Consider the following 22,487-nt stretch of genomic DNA (forward strand, 5'->3'; position numbering starts at 1 on the left):
ACCCATGGTCACCAGCATCCGTAAGCGGCTCGATGACTGGCGAAGCGGTCAGATTCCTGTGGTTCGGTAGCCGAGGCGGAACCCGATCGCGGGGTGCCGCGTCGAAGGGCCATGACGAACAGCCGCACCGGAAACCGTCGTCGCGCCGCCGTGCTCCTCGCCGCCGTGCTCGCCGCGCCGCTGCTCAGCGGCTGCGGCAGCACCGGGGCCGCCACCGGCACCGAGCTGAAGGCCTCCGCGCCGGCCAGCCGGCCCGCCGTGGACCCGGCCCAGGTGGCCGCCACCGCCAAGGCCACCGACGCCTTCGGGCTCGACCTCCTGCACGCTCTCACCACGACGCCGGACGGTGCCGGGCGCAACACGGTGGTCTCGCCCGTCGGGCTGGCCACCGTGCTCGGGATGCTGATGCCCGGGGCGCGCGGCGCGACCGCCGACGAACTCGCCAAGGCCCTGCACACCGGACTCGACCCGAAGCAGTACGCGCTCGCCGTCGGCGCGCTCGACCAGCGGACGAAGAACAGCGACCGGCTCACCCTGCACCAGGCCGACGAGGTCTGGACGCAGCAGGGCTTCCCGGTCGAGCCCGACTACCTGGCCACGCTCGCGGCCGCCTTCGACGCCGGGGTGCACACCACCGACTTCAAGAAGGACCCCGAAGGCAGCCGCAAGGCGGTCAACGCGGCCGTGGAGAAGGCCACCGAGGGCCGGGTCAAGGACCTCTTCGCCCCGAAGACGATCAACCCGGACACCCGGCTGGTCCTCACCGACGCGCTCTACCTCAAGGCCAAGTGGGCCTCCGAGTTCAAGTCCTCGAACACCGAAGACCGCCCGTTCCACAAGCTCGACGGCACCGTGTCGAACGTCTCGACGATGAGCCAGACCGGCGGGTTCAAGTACGCCGACGGCTCCGGCGGGATCGTCGGAGAGCCCTGGCAGGCCGTCGAACTCCCTTACGCGGACGGCAACCTGGCGATGGACCTGATCGTCCCCGCGCAGGGCGGCTTCGCGGCCTTCACCAAGGGACTGGACCAGCCCCAGCTCGACCGGATCCTCGGCGCCCTCGCCGAGCGGCCCGTCGACCTGCAGCTGCCGCGCTTCCACTTCGACACGTCCAACGAGCTCACCCCCGCGCTGCGTTCGCTCGGCGTCCACTCGGTCTTCGACCACGCCGACCTCAGCGGCATCGCCAAGGAGCCGCTCGCCGTCAGCACGGTCGTCCAGAAGGCCACCGTCCAGGTCGACGAGGAGGGCACGGTCGCGGCGGCCGGCAGCGGCGTCGGGATCGTCGCCGGGGCGGCGCCCGCTCCGCGCGATCCCGCCCAGCTGCACATCGACCGGCCGTTCCTGTTCCTGGTCCGTGACACCTCCACCGGCCGGCCGCTGTTCCTCGGCCAGGTCACCGACCCGCAGGCGAAGTAGGGCCGCTCACGAGGCTGTTCACCAGGCCGGGTAGCGCCCGCCGAGCGCCGGGTGGGCCGGGTCGCGGCTGCCGAACAGCACCAGCAGGTCGTCCGCGACCGTCAGCAGCTCGGCCCGGCCCTCGATCGCCCGCACCCACTCGCCGGGCAGGGCCGAGGCGCCGTACGCGGCCCCGACCAGGTTGCCGCAGACCGCGCCGGCGGAGTCGCTGTCCCCGGAGTGGTTGACCGACAGCAGCAGCGCGGTGCGCACCGGGTCGGGGTCGAGGGTGGCCGCCAGCAGCGAGTACACGGCGATGGCCAGGCACTCCTCGGCGATCCAGCCGAGCCCGACCCGCTCCACCGTCTCCGCCACCGGCTCGGCCTCCTGGGCCAGCCGCACCGCCCGGGCCAGTGCCTGGACGGTCTCCTTGGAGCTCGGCAGCTCGCGGATCTGCTCCACCGTCTCACCGACCGCCGCCCACGGCTCGGTCCCGGCCGCCAGCCGCTCGACCAGTGCCGCGAAGGCGCCGGCCGCGAGGTAGCCGGTCGGGTGCCCGTGGGTGAGCTGGGCGCACTGCACGGCCAGCCCGAAGGACTGCTCCACGCCGAGCCGGGCCAGCCCGAACGGCGCCGAGCGCATCACCGTGCCGCAGCCCTTGGAGCCCGGGTTGATCGGCCCGGGCCGTCCGATCGCGGACGGCGCCTCGAACTCCGGGTGCTCGGACACCCCGCTCAGGCAGGCGTTGCCCGGCGCCCGCCGCGCGTACAGGAACGACCGGCTCAGCAGCCAGCCGTCGTACGGGCGGGGCTGCGGCTCGGTGTCCGGCGCGCTCTGGTACTGGGTCCGCAGCCAGCGCCGGTACGCGCCGTGCACCGCCTCCGGCACCGAGCCGCCGCCGCCCGTCCAGCCGCGGACGAAGCCGCGGATCAGGCCCTCGGCGGTGAACAGCGTCATCTGGGTGTCGTCGGTGACCTCGACCGGGCCGCTCCCGGCCGGCAGCGAGGTCACGCCCTGAGGCCCGAACCGGTCCTGGATCTGGTGCAGTTGCTGGAACTCCACCGGCCAGCCCAGCGCGTCACCGATGGCGCCGCCGAGCAGCGCACCGCGCACCCGGTCCCGGTATCCCGACTCCGCCGCCGACTCCGTCACCGGATTTCTCCCAGGGTGCTCCCGGCTTCAGCTGGGAGGGGAACGGGTGCTTGGAGCGGAGCTGCGAAGCGGTGGAGTTCTCTGCGCATCTGTACTGATCCCTCTCGTTGTCAGTGGGGTCGGCTAGCTTGTGGGTCATGACGATGCGGCAGGTTGCGGAGGACGCCGGGCACACCCGGTACACCTACCGCCTGCGTGTGTCGTCGACCGCGTCCGTGCTGCTGGGTGCGGAGTGGGGTAGGTGCCGGTGGGTGTGGAACGAATGCGTGCACATGTCGCGTAAGGTCCACCCGCACAACCGGGCCGATCCGGAGGCGAAGCGCAGCTGCGGACCGGCCGACTTGGACAAGCTCCTGACGCAGGCGCGCGGGGCGATGACGTGGCTGCGTGAGGGGGCGTCGGTCCCGCAGCAGCAGACCGTCCGGGACTTCGCGAAGTCCCGCGCCAAGGCGCTGGCAGTGGAGGACTTCCGGCCGACGTTCCTCGGCCGTACCACGATGGCCCGCAAGGCCGCCGACGCCGCCATCGGCGCGACCAAAGCGGCGCTGGTCGGGCAGGCCCGCAAGCACGGTCGGACCGTTTACCTGGTCAACCCCGCGCACACCACGATGGACTGCGCGCACTGCGGTGTGAGAGCTAAGCACCGCCTCCCCCTCTCCGAACGGATCTATACGTGCACCGCGTGCGGAGTCTCGTCCCCCAGGGACAAGAACTCCGCGCGTGTGATGCTCGTCCGGGCTGGTCTCAACCCGGTTGGTGTCGATCGTGGAAGACCACAGCGTCCGCCGGACGTCGCGGCAGCGTGAGCCAGGAATCCCCCGCCCCCGAGCGGGGGGAGGAGTCAAGTCGAATCCCCCTTCGTTCGTGGCGGGTCGTTTCTATCAGGCGGGCCGTCAGTTGTGGATCTCGCCCCGCCCGTGCAGGGCGGCGCGGTCGGCCGCGGCCCGCCCGGCGGCCCAGCCCTCGCCGTCGCTGACCCGGACCCGCTGCGAGACCAGCTTCGGGAACAGCCGGCCGACCTCCTCGTCCACCGCCGCCGAGCGGGCGGCCAGTGCGGGCAGCAGCCGTGCGTCGGGCAGCAGCTGCTCCTCGGTGCCGTCCTCGCGCAGGTGGCGGCCGGCCGCGGCGGCGGTGGTGGTCCGTTCGGTGGCGGCGGTCAGCCGTTCGCGGATCCGCGCCGCGTACGCGACCAGGAAGGACTGCCGGAACGCCTTGCTGCGCGAGTCCTTGCCGGAGCCGGCCTTGTTGAGCGCGTGGGTGGCCTGCACCAGCAGCGAGGTGTAGAGCAGTTCGACACCGTCCAGGTCGCCGTCGAAGCCGATCACGGTGCAGAAGCCGAACTCCTTCGCCCACACCACGCGGCACCGGTTCGCCGCCGCGACGGCGTCCAGCAGCATCGTCTTGGGGCCCTCGTACGGGTTGTCCACGCCGATCCGCAGCGCCGCCGGGGTGTTCCGGTCGGCCGCGGCGGCGGCCACCAGCGCCTCGTCGATGCTGTGCTGGGCCATCAGCTGCTGGGCCTTGGCGGTCAGCGCCTCGGCCTCCTCCGGGTACTCGGTGGACTCGGCCTTGGCCAGCAGCGCCCGGATCCGGGCCAGCATCCGCGGCTCGCCGGTCACCGGACCGGTGGGGCGACGCGCCGCCGTGGACGCGCCGGGCGCGGGGCCGACCGGCGCGATCGGGGGCAGCCGGCCCCAGCTGCGCAGCAGCTCCAGGACGGCGGTGGCGAGCGCGAAGCGGTCCAGCCGGTGCCGTTGGGCGAAGGCCCCGAGGTACTGCTCGTCGGACGGCCACCACACCTCGGCCTCCAGCTCGCGCAGCTGCTCCTGCCAACGCCGGTCCAGGCCCGCGGCGGGGTGGCGGCGGGCCTCGGCGGCAATCAGGTCCACCGCGAGCGCCAGGTGGACCGGCTTCAGCCCGCGCCGCACCACCCGCACCAGGTCCGCCGGGCGCCACCCGGCCGACCAGCAGCGGCCCACCGCGGTGTCCGCGTACCCCAGCAGCGCCCGGCTGACCGCCGGCCACTGCCCGGCCGAGGCGGCCAGCAGCGAGGCCCCGGTGTCCAGGGCGAGGTCCAGCCCCTCCTCGGGGGCGGTGAGCACCGACCGCACCGCCTGCTCCAGCAGCGGCCCGGCGTTCCCGTCGCCCTGCTGCGCGCGCTTGCCCACGGTGTGTCCCTGCTCTCCTCGACGGTTCGGCCCCTCCGGCCCATGATGCCGGAGGGGCCGGGCGGGCGGCCCGGGAGCAGGACCTACCGTTCGATGGCCTTGGCCATGATCTCCGGGATCCGCTCCAGCAGCCGGGCGGCCGCCAGCCGGATGCCCAGGGTGGCGACCAGGCCGCCGTACAGCGGGCCGAGCAGCAGCAGCGGCCAGGTCGGTCCGTCCGAAGCGAGCGCCCAGAACAGGTAGCCGCCGACCGGCAGGGCGAGCACCGCGACACCGATCATCGAGCCGAACTGGTTGAGCAGGATCAGCCCGCCCTGCCCGGGGGCGGCGTTGCGCATCGGATTGCTGTCGGCCGGCATGGTGTAGGGCGCCAGCACGCTGAACACCGAGCCGAGCGCGATGCCGCAGCCGAGCACCGCCACCGCCAGGCCGACCGCGGACGGCAGTCCGGCCCAGTCGCCGGTGACGGCGGCCAGCACCAGCCCGAGCACCACCGCGACCGGGACGGCGTACGACAGCACCGCGTACGCCCGGCCGCGCAGCTCGTCCCGGGCATCGGCCGGGGTGCGCAGGGTGGCGGCGACCATCCAGAACGCCGAGCCGTCCATGCCGAACAGGTTGAGCATCTGCAGTCCGAGGAAGGTCCCGGTCATCGCCAGCAGGTAGACGCTCGACCAGCCCTGGATCACCGACAGCACGCAGATCACCAGCGTCATCCCGACGCTGGTGAACAGCGCGGCCTTGGCCCGCGGCTCGCGCCAGGCGTACCGCAGGTGGCGCTGCATCACCGCGCCGGTACGGCCCTCGGGCAGGAAGCGCCAGCCGCCGGTGTTCTGCACCCCGCGCGCCACCTCCACGGTGGAGGCGTCGGCGGTGACCATCAGCTCCTGCAGGCTGCCGCGCCACCAGCGCAGCAGCAGGACGAGCAGCGCGCCGGCCGCGGCCAGCTGGAGCAGCCCGAACGCGTAGTGGCCCTCGCCGACGGTGCGCGGGGCGTCCGCCGCGCTGATCGGCGGGATCCAGCGCAGCACCGCGGCGATCGGCCTCAGCGGGCTGAGGTCGATGTCCTTGCCGTGCTGCCGGCCGAAGATGCTCTGCGAGCCGACGTTGGCGGCCTGGACGAGCAGGGCGAAGGCCAGCCCGCCGAAGATCGCGAAGTCCTTGCCGCGCCGGCTGGAGAGCATCCGGGCGTTCCCGGCCGCGACCGCACGGGAGAGCGTGACCAGGCAGAGCAGCGCGAGCGGCACCCCGACCACCGCGGCCGCGGCCGAGGAGCCGCCCACCGCGCCGGACAGCACCGCGCCGGTCACCAGCACCAGGCTGATCAGCGGACCGGGCCCGATCAGCGAGGCCAGCAGTGAGCCGCGCAGCAGCGGGCCGGGCCGCAGCGGCAGCATGGTGAGCCTGGTCGGGTCGGCGCTCTCGTCGCTGGAGAACAGGAACAGCGGCAGCGCCGCCCAGCCCAGGGTGAGCACGCCGAGCAGCACCACCCCGGTGTCCCCGGACCCGGCGTAGCGCCCGTTGAGCACCGCCATGCCGAGGGCCGTGAAGCCCGCGACGACCAGGCCGAGGACACCGCCGACGACGTACACCGCGGTCCGGCCGGGGCTGCGGCGCAGCCCGTTGCGCAGCAGCCGCAGCTTGAGCGCGACCAGGCCGCGCACCACCGTGCGCCCGTCGGGCACCGTGCGCCCGTCGGGCACCGCCGCCCCGGTCACCGGGCGCTCCCGGAGTGCCCGCCGCCGAGCCAGCCGAGCGCCTGGCCGTCGTCCTCGCGGACGCCGATCAGCTCCAGGAAGGCCTCGTGCAGGCTGCGCCCGCCGCGGACGGAGTCCAGCGGCCCCTGGGCGATCACCCGGCCCGCGTTGACCACGGCGACCCAGTCGCAGAGCTGCTCGACCAGTTCCATCACGTGGCTGGAGAAGACCACCGTGGAGCCGGCCGCCGCGTACCGCTTGAGCACGCCGCGGATGGTCTGGGCGGAGACCGGGTCGACGCCCTCGAAGGGCTCGTCCAGGAACAGCACGTCGGGGTTGTGCAGCAGTGCGGCGGCCAGGCCGACCTTCTTGCGCATGCCGGTGGAGTAGTCGGCGACCAGCTTGTCGGCGTCCCGGGCGAGGTCCAGGACGGCCAGCAGCTCCTCGGTGCGGCGGTCCACCTCGGTGGCGGGCAGCCCGCGCAGGCGGCCGGTGTACTGGAGCAGTTCGCGCCCGCTGAGCCGCTCGAACATCCGCAGGCCCTCGGGGAGGATGCCGATCCGGGCCTTGACCGTGACCGGGTCGGCCCACACGTCGGTGCCGTGCACCAGCACGGTGCCCTGGTCGGGCCGGAGCAGGCCGGTGACCATGGACAGCGTGGTGGTCTTGCCCGCGCCGTTCGGCCCGACCAGGCCGATGAACGCCCCGGCGGGCAGTTCCAGGCTGAGCCCGGCCACGGCGGCCTGGCTGCCGAAGTGCTTCCACAGCTCCTGGATGCTGACGGCCGAGGGGGCGGGTTCGGAGGGCGACGGTGCTGACGCCTGCATGGCGGCCTTCTGTCTGTGGTCGTGGGTGGACGAACGGGTGGTCGAACGGACGCTCCGGGCCCAGCCTGGCACTGCCCGAACGGGCTGTCGCCCGCTTTGAGCATCCCCTGAGCGTGGCCGCCGGTCCGATCCCGCAACTACTCAGTTCCCTTGTTCGTCCTGCACTATGAGGAGCAGTGAGCGCGCGGGGTGCCGCGCTGCCGGGGAGGTGGCGGATGTCCGTTCAACCGTGGGGTGAGCCCGGTCCTGCCCATCGGCAGGCCGCCGGCTGGCAGTCCGGTCCGCCGCCTCAGGCGGCGATGCGGGCGAGCCACGCGGACCGGGACCGGACGGTGGACGTGCTGAAGGCCGGGTTCGCGGAGGGGCGGCTGTCCGTCCAGGAGTACGAGCAGCGCCACGAGGCCGCGGCCCGGGCGGTGACCTACGGCGAACTGGCCGCGCTGGTGGCGGACCTGCCGAGCGGGCCGATGGCGGCGCCGCTGCAGTCCGCGCAGGCGGTTCCGGCGACCTTCCTGGTGCCGCCGCCGGTACCGCAGGCCCGGCCCACCAACGTGCTGGCGGTGGTCTCCCTGGTGTGCGGCCTCACCGGCTTCCTGGTGCTGCCGGTGGTGCCCGCGCTGATCACCGGCCACACCGCCCGGTCCCAGATCCGCGAGCGCAACATGGACGGCGACTGGGCGGCCGTCCTCGGCCTGGTGCTCGGCTACCTGGGCGCCGCCTTCTGGTCCCTGATGTTCTTGCTGGCCATCGCGTAGCGTCCGCTGCTCCCGCCGCCGCCCCGTCCGCCGCTCCGCTGGCGGGCACCCGGCGACTGTGGTAGAGCGGGTGGAGGGCGGTCCGACACCGGCCGGTCGCGTACGGGACACCGGGGCGACACCCGGGCGGAGGCCGCGACCTGCGGCGTTGCATTTGTTTTGACCGAGCCCCATGCGCTAGGTACGCTCTGACCTTGTGCCTGGGGTGTCCCCGGGTCCTTGTGCGTGCATGCACACCGGTCGCCGCGCCGAGCCGGAGCGCCCTCCAGCGCACCGCGCGTAGAGCGCCGTCGCTGTACATCAGCCATGGGATTCCGTGACGGAAGAGCCCAACACACCCGACCGCGTGGGTCGACCACGGGGTCGTGTGCGAGGGAGACACCGCAGGTTAGTTCCACCAAGCCTTGGCACACAGAAAACGGAGAAACGGTGCCTACGATCCAGCAGCTGGTCCGAAAGGGCCGGCAGGACAAGGTCGAGAAGAACAAGACTCCCGCGCTGAAGGGTTCCCCGCAGCGCCGTGGGGTCTGCACGCGTGTGTACACGACCACCCCGAAGAAGCCGAACTCGGCTCTCCGCAAGGTCGCCCGTGTGCGCCTCACCAGCGGGATCGAGGTCACCGCTTACATCCCGGGCGAGGGCCACAACCTGCAGGAGCACTCCATCGTGCTGGTTCGCGGTGGTCGTGTGAAGGACCTTCCTGGTGTCCGCTACAAGATCATCCGCGGTTCGCTCGACACCCAGGGTGTCAAGAACCGCAAGCAGGCCCGCAGCCGCTACGGCGCCAAGAAGGAGAAGTAAGAATGCCTCGTAAGGGCCCCGCCCCGAAGCGCCCGGTCATCATCGACCCGGTCTACGGCTCCCCGGTCGTCACCCAGCTGGTCAACAAGATCCTGCTGCACGGCAAGCGCTCCACCGCCGAGCGGATCGTGTACGGCGCCCTCGAGGGCGTCCGTGAGAAGACCGGCTCGGACCCGGTCGTCACGCTGAAGCGTGCGCTGGAGAACGTCAAGCCGGCCCTCGAGGTCAAGTCCCGCCGTGTCGGTGGCGCGACCTACCAGGTTCCGGTCGAGGTCCGTCCGGGCCGCGCCAGCACCCTGGCGCTGCGCTGGATGGTCGGTTACTCGCGCGCCCGTCGCGAGAAGACCATGACCGAGCGCCTGATGAACGAGATCCTCGACGCCAGCAACGGCCTGGGCGCTTCCGTGAAGCGTCGCGAGGACACCCACAAGATGGCCGAGTCCAACAAGGCCTTCGCGCACTACCGCTGGTAGTCCGTACCCCGTCACTAGACAGAGAGAGAACGAGCCACCATGGCTGCAACCTCCCTTGACCTCGCCAGGGTCCGCAACATCGGGATCATGGCGCACATCGACGCGGGCAAGACCACCACCACCGAGCGGATCCTGTTCTACACCGGTGTCTCGTACAAGATCGGTGAAGTCCACGACGGCGCTGCCACCATGGACTGGATGGAGCAGGAGCAGGAGCGCGGCATCACGATCACGTCGGCCGCGACGACCTGCCACTGGACGGTCGACGGCGTCGACAACACCATCAACATCATCGACACCCCGGGTCACGTCGACTTCACCGTCGAGGTGGAGCGCTCGCTGCGCGTCCTCGACGGTGCCGTCACGGTGTTCGACGGTGTCGCCGGTGTCGAGCCCCAGTCCGAGACCGTGTGGCGGCAGGCTGACCGCTACGGCGTCCCGCGGATCTGCTTCATCAACAAGCTGGACCGCACGGGCGCGAACTTCTTCTTCTGCGTCGACACCATCGTGGAGCGCCTCGGCGCCACCCCGCTGGTGATGCAGCTGCCGATCGGTGCCGAGGCGGACTTCCAGGGCGTCGTCGACCTGGTCCGCATGAAGGCTCTGGTCTGGTCGGCCGAGGCCGCCAAGGGCGAGATGTACGACGTCGTCGACATCCCGGCCGAGCTGCAGGAGCAGGCGGACGAGTACCGCACCCAGCTGATCGACACCGTGTCGAACGTCAGCGACGAGATCATGGAGCTCGCCCTCGAAGAGGCCGAGATCCCGGTCGAGCTGCTGCAGGACGCGATCCGCAAGGGCACCCTGAACTCGGACTTCACCCCGATCTTCTGCGGCACCGCCTTCAAGAACAAGGGCGTTCAGCCCCTGCTCGACGCGGTCGTCAAGTACCTGCCGTCGCCGCTGGACATCGAGTCCATCGAGGGCACCAAGCCCAACGACCCGGACACCAAGATCTCCCGCAAGGCCTCGGACGACGAGCCGCTGGCCGCGCTGGCGTTCAAGATCATGTCCGACCCGCACCTGGGCAAGCTCACCTTCGTCCGGATCTACTCCGGCCGCCTGGAGTCCGGCACCTCGGTGCTGAACGCCGTCAAGGGCAAGAAGGAGCGCATCGGCAAGATCTACCGCATGCACGCGAACAAGCGTGAGGAGATCGAGTCGGTGGGCGCCGGCGACATCGTCGCCGTCATGGGCCTGAAGCAGACCACCACCGGTGAGACGCTGGCCGACGAGAAGAACCCGGTCATCCTGGAGTCCATGGACTTCCCGGCCCCGGTCATCCGCGTCGCCATCGAGCCCAAGTCCAAGGGTGACCAGGAGAAGCTGGGTGTCGCCATCCAGCGTCTCGCCGAGGAGGACCCGTCCTTCCAGGTCAACACGGACGAGGAGACCGGCCAGACCATCATCGCGGGTATGGGCGAGCTGCACCTCGAGGTGCTCGTCGACCGTATGCGCCGTGAGTTCAAGGTCGAGGCCAACGTCGGCAAGCCGCAGGTCGCGTACCGCGAGACGATCCGTCAGGCCGTCGAGCGCATCGACTACACCCACAAGAAGCAGACCGGTGGTTCCGGTCAGTTCGCCAAGGTGCAGATCGCGATCGAGCCGCTCGAGCAGGCCGAGGGCTACGAGTTCGTCAACCTGGTCACCGGTGGCCGCGTCCCGCGCGAGTACATCCCGTCGGTCGACGCCGGTTGCCAGGAGGCCATGGAGTTCGGTGTCCTCGCCGGCTACCCGCTCCAGGGCGTCCGCGTGAAGCTGCTCGACGGCCAGTCGCACGACGTCGACTCCTCCGAGCTCGCGTTCAAGATCGCCGGTTCGATGGCCTTCAAGGAAGGCGCGCGGAAGGCCAAGCCGGTCCTCCTCGAGCCGATGATGGCCGTCGAGGTCACCACGCCCGAGGACTACATGGGCGACGTGATCGGCGACATCAACTCTCGCCGTGGCCAGATCCGGTCCATGGACGAGCGTCACGGTGCCCGCGTCGTCACGGCGCTGGTGCCCCTCTCCGAGATGTTCGGCTACGTCGGTGACCTGCGCAGCAAGACCTCTGGTCGCGCGAGCTACTCGATGCAGTTCGACTCGTACGCCGAGGTCCCCAAGGCCGTGGCTGAGGAGATCATCGCCAAGTCGAAGGGCGAGTGACGTCCCGATATTCGGGATGATTCACACCCCTTAGGCTATTAGGAGGCGACCCGGGAGGATCCGTCCGGATCCTCCCGGGCCCTCCGGCCCCCCACCCACGGGACGGCGCGAGGTGCCCCGGGCACCCGGGCCGGGCCCGTATCAAAGACCAACTGACGTCAGCACGGCGTACAGGAACTGTCCTCAGGAGGACTCAGTGGCCAAGGCGAAGTTCGAGCGGACGAAGCCCCACGTCAACATCGGCACCATCGGTCACATCGACCACGGCAAGACCACGCTGACCGCGGCCATCACCAAGGTGCTGCACGACGCGTACCCGGAGATCAACCCCTTCACGCCGTTCGACCAGATCGACAAGGCCCCGGAGGAGCGTCAGCGCGGTATCACCATCTCGATCGCGCACGTCGAGTACCAGACCGAGGCGCGTCACTACGCCCACGTCGACTGCCCGGGTCACGCTGACTACATCAAGAACATGATCACCGGTGCCGCCCAGATGGACGGCGCCATCCTGGTGGTCGCCGCCACCGACGGCCCGATGCCGCAGACCAAGGAGCACGTCCTCCTGGCCCGCCAGGTCGGCGTTCCGTACATCGTCGTCGCCCTGAACAAGGCCGACATGGTGGACGACGAGGAGATCCTGGAGCTCGTCGAGCTCGAGGTCCGCGAGCTCCTCTCGGAGTACGAGTTCCCGGGCGACGACCTGCCGGTCGTCCGCGTCTCCGCCCTGAAGGCCCTCGAGGGCGACAAGGAGTGGGGCGAGAAGCTCCTCGGCCTCATGCACGCGGTCGACGAGAACATCCCCACCCCGGCCCGCGCCGTGGACCAGCCGTTCCTGATGCCGATCGAGGACGTCTTCACGATCACCGGTCGTGGCACCGTCGTCACCGGTCGTATCGAGCGCGGCATCCTCAAGGTCAACGAGACCGTCGACATCATCGGCATCAAGACCGAGAAGACCACCACCACGGTCACCGGCATCGAGATGTTCCGCAAGCTGCTCGACGAGGGCCAGGCCGGTGAGAACGTCGGTCTGCTGCTCCGTGGCATCAAGCGCGAGGACGTCGAGCGCGGCCAGGTCATCATCAAGCCGGGTTCGGTTACCCCGCACACCGACTTCGAGGCCCAGGCCTACATCCTGTCGAAGGACGAGGGTGGCCGCCACACCCCGTTCTTCAACAACTACCGCCCGCAGTTCTACTTCCGTACCACGGACGTGACCGGCGTCGTGACCCTCCCCGAGGGCACCGAGATGGTCATGCCGGGCGACAACACCGCCATGACCGTCGCGCTGATCCAGCCCGTCGCCATGGAGGAGGGCCTGAAGTTCGCCATCCGTGAGGGTGGCCGTACCGTCGGCGCCGGCCAGGTCACCAAGATCGTCAAGTAATTCGACGCTCTGACCTGCCTGCCCCGTCAGGCTCGTCCGAAGGGCCCCACGCACCTCGCGGTGCGTGGGGCCCTTCGGCGTCCAACCCGGCGCTCACCTGGGCGCACTCGCTCTCACGGGCAGCTCATGGCCGACTGTTATGGTCGGCTGACCATCCAGCCCCCGCCGTCGCGGAAAGTGGGACCCAACGCATGTCTACGGCACCGCTGTTGTCGGTCGTGATGCCGATCTACAACGAGCAGGAGGCGCTCCCGCTGACCGTCGAGCGGCTGCGTCCGATCCTGGACGGCCTGGGCATCGACTACGAGGTCGTCGGAGTGGACGACGGCAGCCGGGACGCCACACCCGTGCTGATGCAGAAGATCCGGCAGGACTGGCCGGAGTTCCGCATCGTCCGCTTCGCCCGCAACTCCGGCCACCAGGCCGCGCTCACCGCGGGCATCCACCGGGCGCTCGGCGACTACGTGGTCAGCATCGACGCCGACCTCCAGGACCCGCCGGAGAAGATCCCCGAGATGCTCGAACTGGCCCGCGAGCAGGGCCTCGACGTGGTCTACGGGGTACGCGGGGACCGCGGCACCGACACCGCGTTCAAGCGCCGGACGGCCGGCGCCTACTACTGGCTGATGCGCAAGCTGGTCGGCAAGCGGATGCCCAACCAGGCCGGCGACTTCCGGCTGCTCAGCCGCAACGCGGTGGACGCCCTCAAGCAGCTGCCCGAGCACCAGCCGGTCTACCGGCTGCTGGTGCCGTGGCTCGGCTTCCCCAGCGGCGAGGTGGTCTATGTCCGCGAGGAGCGGGTGGCCGGCGGCACCCACTACCCGCTGTCCAAGATGGTGCGGCTCGCGCTGGACAGCATCACCAACTTCTCCGCCGCCCCGCTGCGGCTGGCCACCTACCTCGGCCTGGTCAGCTTCGTGGTCTGCATAGGGCTGGCGATCCACGCCACCGTCGCGTACGCGCTCGGGTCGACGGTGCCCGGCTGGTCCTCGCTGTTCATCGGGATGCTGTTCCTCGGCGGCGTGCAGCTGATCTGCGTCGGGCTGCTGGGGGAGTACGTCGGCCGGATCTACTCCGCGGTGCAGGCCCGTCCGACCTACTTCGTCGGTTACGACTCGGCCGAGGACGACGAGCGGGGCCGGGGCCGGTGACACTGACCGGCGAACCCGCCGCTCCCACCCCGGGGCCGCGCCGCCAGCTGCCGTCCTTCCTGGTCATCGGCGTCCTGAGCACCGTCTTCTACCTGGGGCTGTTCGTCGTCGCGCGGTGGTTCACCGACCCGCAGACGGCCAACCTGATCGCCCTGGCCGTCAGCGCGGTGGCCAACACGGCGGCCAACCGCCGCTTCACCTTCGGGGTGGTCGGCTCCCAGGGCATGGTCCGCCACCAGCTGCAGGGCGCGGTGGCCTTCCTGATCGGGCTCGGCCTCAGCTCCGGGGTGCTCGCCCTGCTGGACCGGGTGGTGCCGCACGCCTCCAGGCCGGTGGAGGTCGGCGGGCTGATCCTCGCCAACGGGCTGGCCACGGTGGCCAGGTTCGTGCTGTTGAAGGTCTGGGTGTTCCGCGGCCGGGAGTCCGGACCGTCCGGGTCCTGAAACCCCGACCGTTGGTGGACGGTCCGTTCGCGCCCCTGGGCCGCTCCGGGTGATCGCGCCCTCGGTATGCTGGGCCCTCGTAGCCTGCCCGCGCAGACGGTAGATGAAGTCCGGACCCGGTAGGGGGAGACGGGCGGCAGGACTGAACCGGAGGGGCACGGCACCGTGTCGACCGTACACAGCTCGCCCGACAGCGGGATCCAGCGACCGACCGTGCCACCGGGGCCGGCCGGCGGGCGGGCGAGCCGCAACCCGCTCGTGCTGGCCGGCGGACTCGCGCTGTCCTGGCTGGTGCCGACCGGTCTGGTCACGCTCCATCTGGGCATCCTGCTGCTGCCGCTGCTGCTGGTCGCGACGGCCTCCGTGATCCGGGTCGGCGGGGTGCTGCTCGACCGGCTCTTCGTCGCCGCGCTGATCCTGTTCGGCGGCGTGCTGACCCTCGGCCTGGTCTTCTCGCTCTGGCCCTGGGGCCTGTCCCCGGTCGCCACCACCGGCACCATGTTCAGCGTGCTGACGGTGGCCGCCTGGGCCGCCCGGCGCGCCCCGCGGCTGCCGCTGCGCTTCCGCTGGTCCGACCTGCTGGTGGTGGGCACCTTCGGCGGGCTCTGGCACTACCTCTACCACCCGGTCGCCGGTGCGACGGCGGCCGAGCGGGTCGCGTTCTTCGCGACGTCGGAGGACCGGCTCTCGCACTTCTCCTTCTTCTCCGCCATCGAGGGCGTGGGCGGTTTCAACTTCTTCCACCAGGACGCGGCCAAGGCCTACCTCATGCCGCCGTCCGAGGTGACCTATCCGCAGGGCTCGCACTTCCTGCTGGCCTGGACGGACACGCTCGTCCACTCCGCCGCGAACCCCGGCGACATGCTCCAGACCATGAACCGGTACTTCCTGTACCTGCTCGTGGCGTACGCGCTGTTCTGCACCGCGCTGGTCTGGGCGGCACGGTGGATCGGCGGCCCGCGGCTGCGGGGCTGGCGGGCGGCGGCGGTGTGCGCGACCGTCGGCTCGATCATGTTCGCCAGCAACTACATGGACCTCCTGGTCCACGGCTTCGACTCGACCTTCATCGGCCTGCTGCTGATCGCGCTCTCCCTGGCGGTGCTGGTCCGGCCGGCGATGGGCCGCACCGAGTTCGTGCTGGCCGCCTCGGCCGGGCTGATCACCGTGACCTTCACGTACAACATCTACGGCGCGTTCGTCGGCGTGGCCCTGCTGGGCGCGCTGGTGGCGCACCGGCGCAAGTTCGCCGGGTACTGGTGGTGGACGCTCGGCGCGCTGCTGTGCGCGCTGGGCGTGGCCGCGCTGCCGAGCGTCCTGTCGGTCATGGGCAACCTGGACGTCGCGAGCGCCTCGAACATGAACGGCCCGAGCGTCGGGGCGGACCGCTCGGTACTCATCGGCGGCGGCCTGCTCGGTCTGTTGGCGGCGGCCATGCCGCGCAGTCGCCGCACGGCCACCGGCCAGGCCCACCTGGCGGTGCTGCTGGGCACCGGCGCGGTGCTCAGCGCCTTCGCCGCCTACCAGCTGCACAGCATCGGCCGGTACTCCTACTACTTCCACAAGATGACGGCCGTGGGCGTCGTGGTCGCGCTGATCTCGGTCGGCGCCGTCGGCGTCATGCTGCAGACGCCGTACCGGGGCACCAGCCGGGCACTGCCGCGGCGCCTGGGCGAGCTCGCCCTCTCCGGGCTGGCCGTCGCCGCCGCGCTCAGCATGTTCGCCAACGTGCAGTGGGGCTTCCTGGCCACCAAGGACAACCCGTCCGCCTGGTCCGGCAACCCGCTGGTGGCCTGGGGCCGCGGCGAGTTCGAGAGTGACATGGGCCCCAAGGGCGTCGAGGCGCTGGCCCCGCTGCGCGGCACGGGTGGCCCGGTGATCGCCCTCGTCTCCAACGACGACTACAAGAACCTCAAGGCCACCTGGCTCGCCTCGCTGCTGAACCGGCGCGGCGGTGACATGAAGGCGCTGTACGAGATGCACTGGGTGGACATCGGCGGTCCCCAGGTCAAGGAGGAGGACTACCAGCGCTCCTTCGGCCGGCTCAAGGGCGCGATCGACATGCTCCCGGCCCCGCACCCGCCGGTGACCATCCTGACCGCGGACCGTGCGGTGGGTGACCGGATCAAGCGCGACCTGGCGAAGCAGGAGGTGAAGGCCACCGTGCTGAGCGACCCGGAGATGCTCTGGACGCAGCCCTGGGGCCGCACCTTCCCCGGGGTCTGACAGGACGACCGGCGGGGCACGCGCGTGCACTGAGCGTTTACGCCGACCCGCTACTATTCACAGCAATCGCACGGCCCGGTCGGCCTCGTGCGTGGACGTGTGGCATGGCCGGCCGGTGAATCGGTGGTCATGTGATGAAGAACCCGATCGCCAAGCTGCTTGGGGTGCTTCCCCCGGGGGCGCGGCTCGTGGTCGGTGGCACGGTCGTGCTCGGAGCCTCGGCGTACGTCTACATGGCGCTCGTGGGCTACAGCCTGAGCACCGTCGGCGCGGCCAGGGTGACGATGCTCTGGACCATCGTGATGTCCGTGGGGTGGGGGCTCTTCCAGCCGGTCGAGCTGGAGCTGACCCGACTGGTGGCCGCCCGCAAGGTCGCGGGGCACGGTGCGCTGCCCGCGGTGCGGCGGATGCTGCTGCTCGCCATGGCGATCCTGGTCGCGGTCTGCGGAGTGCTGGCCGTCGCCGCCCGCCCGATCGCCGACCAGTTGTTCAGCGGTGACCGCAGCCTGGTGGTCGCGCTGGCCGGCGGCCTGGCCGGCCTCGCGGTGAGCTCGGTCGCCCGCGGCGCGCTGGCGGGCCTGGGGCTGTTCGGCCCGTACGGCACCCAGCTGGCGGTCGACGGCGGCCTGCGGATAGGGCTGGCCGGTGTGGCGGCGGCGGTCGGCCTGCACTCGGCGATGGCCTTCGGCCTGATCCTGTTCGTCTCCCCGCTGCTGGCCTCGCTGATCGGCCTGCGCGACACCCTGGCCGACCGCACCCCGGGGCCCGAGGTCTCCTGGAAGCAGCTGACCGGAGGCCTCGGCCTGCTGATTGCCTCGGTCATGCTCAGCCAGCTGGTGGTCAACGCGACCGTGGTCTGCGTGCGCCTGCTCTCGCCGAAGCACTCCGAGGCCTCCGACGCGCTGGTCTTCGCGATCGGCCAGGCCGTGGTGATGGCCCGGGCGCCGCTGTTCGCCTACAGCGCCCTGCAGGCCTCGATGGTCTCCGCGCTCTCCGGCGCCGCCGCGGCCGGCAACCACGCCGAGTTCCGCAAGGTGCTGACCCGCACCACCGCGATCGTCGCCGCGATGTGCATCGGCGGCGGCCTGCCGGTGATCGTGCTCGGCTCCCGACTCAACCCGCTGCTGTTCAACGCGAAGGACGTGCTCGGACCACTGGACTTCGTCTGGCTGGTGTTCGGGACGCTCTGCTACGTCCTGGCGACGGTCTTCGGCCAGGCGTTGATGTCGAGCGCCCAGCACCGCCGCCAGCTGGTGGGCTGGACCGCCGGTTCCGTAGCATTGGTGGCTGTCGCGCTCGCTCCGGGTGACGTCGGCCTCCGCGCGGAGCTCGCCTACCTGGCCGGCTCGCTGGTCAGCGCGGTCCTGATGCTGTGGTCGCTCTACCGCGCGTTCCCGTCCCGTCCCGCCGCCGTCCCGTCCGACCGGTCCGCAGCAGAGCCGCTGCGGACGTCCTGAGGTGCGGGGGCCCGACGCCATGACCATCACCCATAGACAGACCCGAGGCACGGGCCGCCGTGCCGTTCGCGAAGCATGGAGCACCTGTGTCCGAGTATGACAACGTCTGGCTGGTGATCCCTGCCTACAACGAAGGCCAGGTGATCGCCGAGGTCGTGGAGGGGGCGCGCAAGACCTTCCCGAACATCGTGGTGGTGGACGACGGCTGCACCGACGACACGGCCCAGCACGTCATGACGACCGGCGCCCACCTGGTGCGGCACCCGGTCAACCTGGGGCAGGGCGCCGCGCTCCAGACCGGTCTGAAGTACGCCCTGGAGCAGGAGGGCGCAGAGTACTTCGCGACCTTCGACGCGGACGGCCAGCACCAGACCGCGGACGTCGAGAAGATGGTGGCGCTGCTGCGCGAGGGCGAGGCCGACATCGTGCTCGGCTCCCGCTTCATCGAGCAGACCGGCCAGGTGCCGTGGATCAAGCGCGTGGTGCTGCGCACCGCCGCCGCGGTCAGCCCGACGGCCCGCAAGCTCAAGCTCACCGACGCGCACAACGGTCTGCGCGTGATGAACCGCGAGGCCGCCAGCCGGATCAAGATCACCATGAACGGCATGGCGCACGCTTCGGAGATCGTTTCCTTCCTCGCCGGCTCGGACCTCCGGGTCGCCGAGGTCCCGGTGGACATCCTGTACACCGACTACTCGCGCGCCAAGGGCCAGTCCCTGATCAACGGCGTGAACATCCTCTTCGACATCTCGCTGCGGGAGCGTAACCGCCGATGAATCACCTCTGGATCCAGCTGATCCTGGTCGTGGCCGCGGTGGCCATGGCCCTCCTGTTCGTCCGGCGCTGGGACGCCGCGAACACCCGGGCGTGGAAGCGCATCGCCTTCGCGCTGTTCGTGATCGCCAACGTCGTCGCCATCCTGTGGCCGTCCGGCGTGACCAAGCTGGCCACCGCGCTCGGCGTCGGCCGCGGTACCGACCTGGTGCTCTACCTGATGGTGATCGCCATGGGCTTCCTCACCCTCAACACCTACCTGCGCTTCCGCTCGCTGGAGAAGAAGCTCACCGACCTGGCCCGCACCGTGGCCATCACCGAGGGCGTCCGCCACAACAGCGACCGCCTGGACACCCCGGTCGGCTCCGACCACTGACCGGCCGCCTCCCGCGCGGCACGGTGACGAGCACGAGGAGGGGGTCGCACCCGCTGGGTGCGGCCCCCTTCCGGCCGTACAGGGAAATCCGTCTTTCCGGAGACCGTCCTGAACCGGGCGGTCCACCACGACCGTCTTCCGGGGTATCGGCCCGCCGACCACGGCGGCCCGTGCACTGGTTCGCAGCGGTACCGCCCGGCGACCACCGGCCGGAAGCTGGTTGACTTGGCTCGCCCGGCGGCCGCGGCCGGGCGGCACCGAAGCATGATCCAGGACCAGGAGGTGCGGCGCTGCCATGAGCGTCGATTTCGTCATCCCGTACTACGGCGACCCGGAGTACCTGTTCGCCACCATCGACAGCATCCGGGCCCAGCACCAGCAGGACTGGCGGCTGACCGTGGTGGACGACCAGTACCCGGGCAACCGGGCGCTGGAGTACATCGAGGGCCTGAACGACGAGCGGATCCGCTACGTCCGCAACGAGGAGCGGCTCGGCCCCAACGGCAACACCTACAAGGCGTCCACCCTGGCCGAGCGCGAGTTCGTCTCGATGATGGGTGCCGACGACCTGCTGGAGCCGAACTACCTGGACGTCGTCCTGGAGCGGATGAAGGCCGACCCGAACGCGATCGCGGTCCAGCCGGGCGTGAAGGTGATGGACAGCGACGGGGTCCTGGTGCCGTCGCTCGGCATCGGCGACAAGGTCAAGCGCCGGATCGCCGCCCCGGCCCGCAAGGCCGGCCTGATCAGCGGCGAGGACGCGGTGAAGAGCCTGCTGTCCGGCAACTGGCTGTACACCCCGTCGCTCCTCTACCGGCAGTCCGCGCTGTCGAAGATCCCGTACCGCCCGGACATCGACGCCGTGCACGACCTGGCGTTCATGGTCGACATGCTGATGGAGGGCGGCAACCTGCTGGTCGACGAGCGCGAGGTGTTCCGCTACCGGCGCCACCAGGCCAGCGACTCCTCGACCCGGGTGAAGGACGGCAAGCGCTTCGACGAGGAGCTGCGCTACTACGGGCTGATCGCCAAGGAGCTGCGCGCCAAGGGCTGGAACGCGGCGGCCCGCTCGGCCGACCTGCACCTCTCCTCCCGGCTGCACGCCCTGATGGTGGCCGCCGGGCGCCTCGGTGCGGGGGACTTCGCCCACGCCGGCGCCATGGTCGGCCGCGCCGTCCGCAGCAGCTGACCGGGCGCCGAATGGGCGGAATTATCATGTCGGCTGATCCCGATCGCCGACCCACCATGCCACTCACCGGACGTGGCCATGCACGGAAGTGACTGACATGACTGATCTGGCCACCAGCCCGGTCGGCGGCTCCGAGGCGGAGCACCGGCAACCGGAGGGCGCGAGCGCGACCCGCCCCGGGCGGATGGACGGCCTGCTGGCACGCCCCTGGGCGGTCCGTTCGGCCGAGGCACTGGTCTCGATCGCGGCGGCGTTCGCCTTCACGCTGCTCTGCAGCCGCATCGACGTGAACCCGCTCAACCGGGTCGGCCAGGTCAGCGGTCTGGCGATGCTGCAGAAGTACGCCGCGGTGGTGGGCCTGCCAGTCCTCGCCGTGCTGCTCTACGCCGCCTACCGGGGCACCCTGGCCCGCTACCAGCTGGTCCAGCGGCTGGTCTGTGCGGCCGTCGCGGGCCTGGCCACCGGCGCGGTGGCCGGCGGCATCGCCGTGGCGCTGCACGGCACCCAGTGGGGCCTCGGCGGTCAGGAGGGCGACCCGGGCAACCTCATCGGCATGGCCAACGACATGCTGCGCGGCCAGGGCCTGCCCGGCGTCTACCCGCCCGGTTTCCCGGGGGTGCTGGCGATCTGGTCGAAGCTGTTCTACGGCGGCATCGGTGGCGGCGGCTACGCCATGAAGGACCTCCAGCTGATCTTCAGCGCGCTGGTCGGCCCGATGGCCTACCTGTCCTGGCGGCTGCTGCTGCGCCCGTTCTGGGCGCTGCTGGTGGCCGTCCCGGCCGCGATCCTGTTCCTGGACCCGATCCGGCCGTACAGCCACGTCACCATGCTGGTCATGGTGCCGATGCTGGCCGCGGCGCTGCGCGAGCTGCGCCGGGCGCACCAGCTGACCACCCGCTCCACCGTCTGGCGCGGTGTCGGCTTCGGCGTCTCGTTCGGCCTGATGTTCCTCTGGTACTCGGGCTGGTTCGTCTGGGCCGCGCCGGGGGTGCTGGTCCTGACGCTGTTCCTGGTGCCGTGGCGCAAGGGCGCCGCCCGGTTGAAGCCGGTGCTGCTGTTCCTGGCGGCGACCCTGGTCAGTGCCGCCGTGGTCGGCGCGCCGCTGCTGTACCAGCTGGTGCGGCTGGGGGCCGAGGCCAAGGACCGGTACGCCTACCTCTCGGTGTACATCGACCCGGCGTACGTCATGGGCTGGGCCTCGGACCGGGCCGGCGACCTGACCTACCACGACTTCCCGTGGCGCGGCGAGCTGGCCGGGCAGAGCGCCTACACCCTGCTGCTGCTGGCCGGTGTCGCGCTGGCGCTCGGCCTCGGGCTGCGCAGCATCGTGGTCCGGACCACCGCGGTCACCCTGGTCAGCGCCTGGCTGCTGCGGTACTGGTTCGCCTCCCACCTGGCCCAGGCCAAGGCCGTCCAGCTGTACCCGCGCACCACCTGGATCATCCTCTACGCGCTGATGATCCTCGCGGTGCTCGGCCTGATGTTCGTCGTCCAGCGGGGTACGGCCTGGCTGCGCACCGTCCAGCGCGTCGGCACCGACGCCGGGCCGGCCCCGCTGACCCTGCGCCCGGAGGTCACCGGCCGCCTGGTCGCCGGCGCGGTCTGCGCGGTGGCGCTCTTCGCCACCATGGCGGCCTCCTGGTCGGTGGACCGCTACATGCCGACCACCGACCCGAAGCTCCTGCCGAGCAGCGGCAGCCAGAACGTGGACATGGGCATCGACGCCTGGCGGGCGCACATCCTGGTGAACCGCGACGGCAAGTGCCCCAAGTTCGACCCGGCCGGCCCGCACGACTGCGCGCCGGTGAACAAGGGGCTCAAGGAGTACAACAACGGTCCCGACAAGGGCCAGTTGTGGTGCAGCAACGTGCCCGGCGACGCGTGGGCGCTGGTCTGCGGCACCAAGCGACCCTGGTGACGCGGCCGGGCGGCGGCAGCCGCCCGCTCTGACGGTCACCCCCTCGGGGCCGGTGAGGTACGCCTCACCGGCCCCGATTGGCATCCGGGCTGCTCCATGTGGCAGTATGTCCAAGTTGCTCGGTTGAGTGCCGATGCTGCGCGCCTCCCG

At 71.0% G+C, this 22,487-nt stretch carries 19 protein-coding genes; 15 read left to right on the forward strand and 4 right to left on the reverse strand.

The features are described 5' to 3' along the window. The first annotated feature begins 111 nt into the window (after positions 1–111). On the forward strand, positions 112–1,419 hold the full coding sequence (locus BOQ63_RS26515) for a serpin family protein (protein ID WP_072655082.1): 1,308 nt from the start codon (positions 112–114) through the stop codon (positions 1,417–1,419). 18 nt (positions 1,420–1,437) lie between these two features. On the opposite strand, the gene BOQ63_RS26520 is transcribed toward BOQ63_RS26515, so the two are convergent. Continuing rightward, the gene (locus BOQ63_RS26520; RefSeq protein ID WP_037828677.1) at positions 1,438–2,550 is read right to left on the reverse strand and encodes an ADP-ribosylglycohydrolase family protein; all 1,113 of its coding nucleotides are present in this window, start codon (positions 2,548–2,550) and stop codon (positions 1,438–1,440) included. Between the two features lie 137 nt (positions 2,551–2,687). On the opposite strand from BOQ63_RS26520, the gene BOQ63_RS26525 reads away from it, so the two are divergent. After that, positions 2,688–3,356 carry a zinc ribbon domain-containing protein gene (locus BOQ63_RS26525; protein WP_167395782.1) on the forward strand — a complete coding sequence of 223 codons (669 nt, stop codon included), beginning with the start codon at positions 2,688–2,690 and terminating at the stop codon, positions 3,354–3,356. 87 nt (positions 3,357–3,443) lie between these two features. On the opposite strand, the gene BOQ63_RS26530 is transcribed toward BOQ63_RS26525, so the two are convergent. From BOQ63_RS26530 to BOQ63_RS26540, 3 genes are all read right to left on the reverse strand, one after another. Beyond that, entirely contained in the window at positions 3,444–4,718 is a 1,275-nt protein-coding gene (locus tag BOQ63_RS26530; protein WP_051746691.1) for a DUF2786 domain-containing protein, read from the reverse strand. Positions 4,719–4,801: 83 nt separating this feature from the next. After that, positions 4,802–6,436 carry a hypothetical protein gene (locus BOQ63_RS26535; RefSeq protein ID WP_079183767.1) on the reverse strand — a complete coding sequence of 545 codons (1,635 nt, stop codon included), beginning with the start codon at positions 6,434–6,436 and terminating at the stop codon, positions 4,802–4,804. Beyond that, the gene (locus tag BOQ63_RS26540; RefSeq protein WP_030553963.1) at positions 6,433–7,242 is read right to left on the reverse strand and encodes an ABC transporter ATP-binding protein; all 810 of its coding nucleotides are present in this window, start codon (positions 7,240–7,242) and stop codon (positions 6,433–6,435) included. Before BOQ63_RS26540 ends, BOQ63_RS26535 begins: the two co-directional genes overlap by 4 nt. Positions 7,243–7,457: 215 nt before the next feature. Between BOQ63_RS26540 and BOQ63_RS26545 the strand changes: the two genes are divergently transcribed. From BOQ63_RS26545 to BOQ63_RS26605, 13 genes are all read left to right on the forward strand, one after another. Continuing rightward, a complete protein-coding gene (locus tag BOQ63_RS26545; RefSeq protein ID WP_305953110.1) occupies positions 7,458–7,997 on the forward strand; it encodes a DUF1707 and DUF4190 domain-containing protein in 540 nt (179 codons plus the stop codon). A 429-nt stretch (positions 7,998–8,426) separates the two neighbouring features. Next, positions 8,427–8,798 (forward strand): 30S ribosomal protein S12, encoded by a 372-nt coding sequence (rpsL, locus tag BOQ63_RS26550; protein ID WP_014144289.1) that lies wholly within the window; start codon positions 8,427–8,429, stop codon positions 8,796–8,798. A 2-nt stretch (positions 8,799–8,800) separates the two neighbouring features. Beyond that, on the forward strand, positions 8,801–9,271 hold the full coding sequence (gene rpsG / locus BOQ63_RS26555; RefSeq protein ID WP_030055803.1) for a 30S ribosomal protein S7: 471 nt from the start codon (positions 8,801–8,803) through the stop codon (positions 9,269–9,271). Between the two features lie 39 nt (positions 9,272–9,310). After that, positions 9,311–11,416, forward strand: a complete 2,106-nt coding sequence (fusA, locus tag BOQ63_RS26560; protein ID WP_030280740.1) for an elongation factor G — start codon at positions 9,311–9,313, stop codon at positions 11,414–11,416. A gap of 196 nt (positions 11,417–11,612) precedes the next feature. Continuing rightward, positions 11,613–12,806 (forward strand): elongation factor Tu, encoded by a 1,194-nt coding sequence (gene tuf, locus BOQ63_RS26565; RefSeq protein ID WP_030280743.1) that lies wholly within the window; start codon positions 11,613–11,615, stop codon positions 12,804–12,806. A 191-nt stretch (positions 12,807–12,997) separates the two neighbouring features. Further along, entirely contained in the window at positions 12,998–13,957 is a 960-nt protein-coding gene (locus BOQ63_RS26570) for a glycosyltransferase family 2 protein (protein WP_037828681.1), read from the forward strand. Continuing rightward, positions 13,954–14,400 carry a GtrA family protein gene (locus BOQ63_RS26575; protein ID WP_050366731.1) on the forward strand — a complete coding sequence of 149 codons (447 nt, stop codon included), beginning with the start codon at positions 13,954–13,956 and terminating at the stop codon, positions 14,398–14,400. The genes BOQ63_RS26570 and BOQ63_RS26575 overlap by 4 nt, the downstream gene beginning before the upstream one ends. Positions 14,401–14,565: 165 nt before the next feature. After that, entirely contained in the window at positions 14,566–16,623 is a 2,058-nt protein-coding gene (locus tag BOQ63_RS26580) for a hypothetical protein (RefSeq protein WP_072655083.1), read from the forward strand. A gap of 134 nt (positions 16,624–16,757) precedes the next feature. Continuing rightward, positions 16,758–18,080 carry a hypothetical protein gene (locus tag BOQ63_RS26585; protein WP_030280751.1) on the forward strand — a complete coding sequence of 441 codons (1,323 nt, stop codon included), beginning with the start codon at positions 16,758–16,760 and terminating at the stop codon, positions 18,078–18,080. Positions 18,081–18,166: 86 nt separating this feature from the next. Beyond that, positions 18,167–18,856, forward strand: coding sequence for a glycosyltransferase family 2 protein (locus BOQ63_RS26590; protein ID WP_030280753.1), 690 nt, complete (start codon positions 18,167–18,169; stop codon positions 18,854–18,856). Then, a complete protein-coding gene (locus BOQ63_RS26595; RefSeq protein ID WP_030280755.1) occupies positions 18,853–19,230 on the forward strand; it encodes a DUF2304 domain-containing protein in 378 nt (125 codons plus the stop codon). Before BOQ63_RS26590 ends, BOQ63_RS26595 begins: the two co-directional genes overlap by 4 nt. A 295-nt stretch (positions 19,231–19,525) precedes the next feature. Beyond that, positions 19,526–20,419, forward strand: coding sequence for a glycosyltransferase family 2 protein (locus BOQ63_RS26600; RefSeq protein WP_046385840.1), 894 nt, complete (start codon positions 19,526–19,528; stop codon positions 20,417–20,419). A gap of 97 nt (positions 20,420–20,516) precedes the next feature. Continuing rightward, on the forward strand, positions 20,517–22,337 hold the full coding sequence (locus BOQ63_RS26605) for a hypothetical protein (protein WP_072655084.1): 1,821 nt from the start codon (positions 20,517–20,519) through the stop codon (positions 22,335–22,337). The last annotated feature ends 150 nt before the right edge of the window (positions 22,338–22,487 follow it).

This window comes from Streptomyces viridifaciens, assembly GCF_001888885.2.
Taxonomy (GTDB): Bacteria; Actinomycetota; Actinomycetes; order Streptomycetales; family Streptomycetaceae; genus Kitasatospora; species Kitasatospora aureofaciens.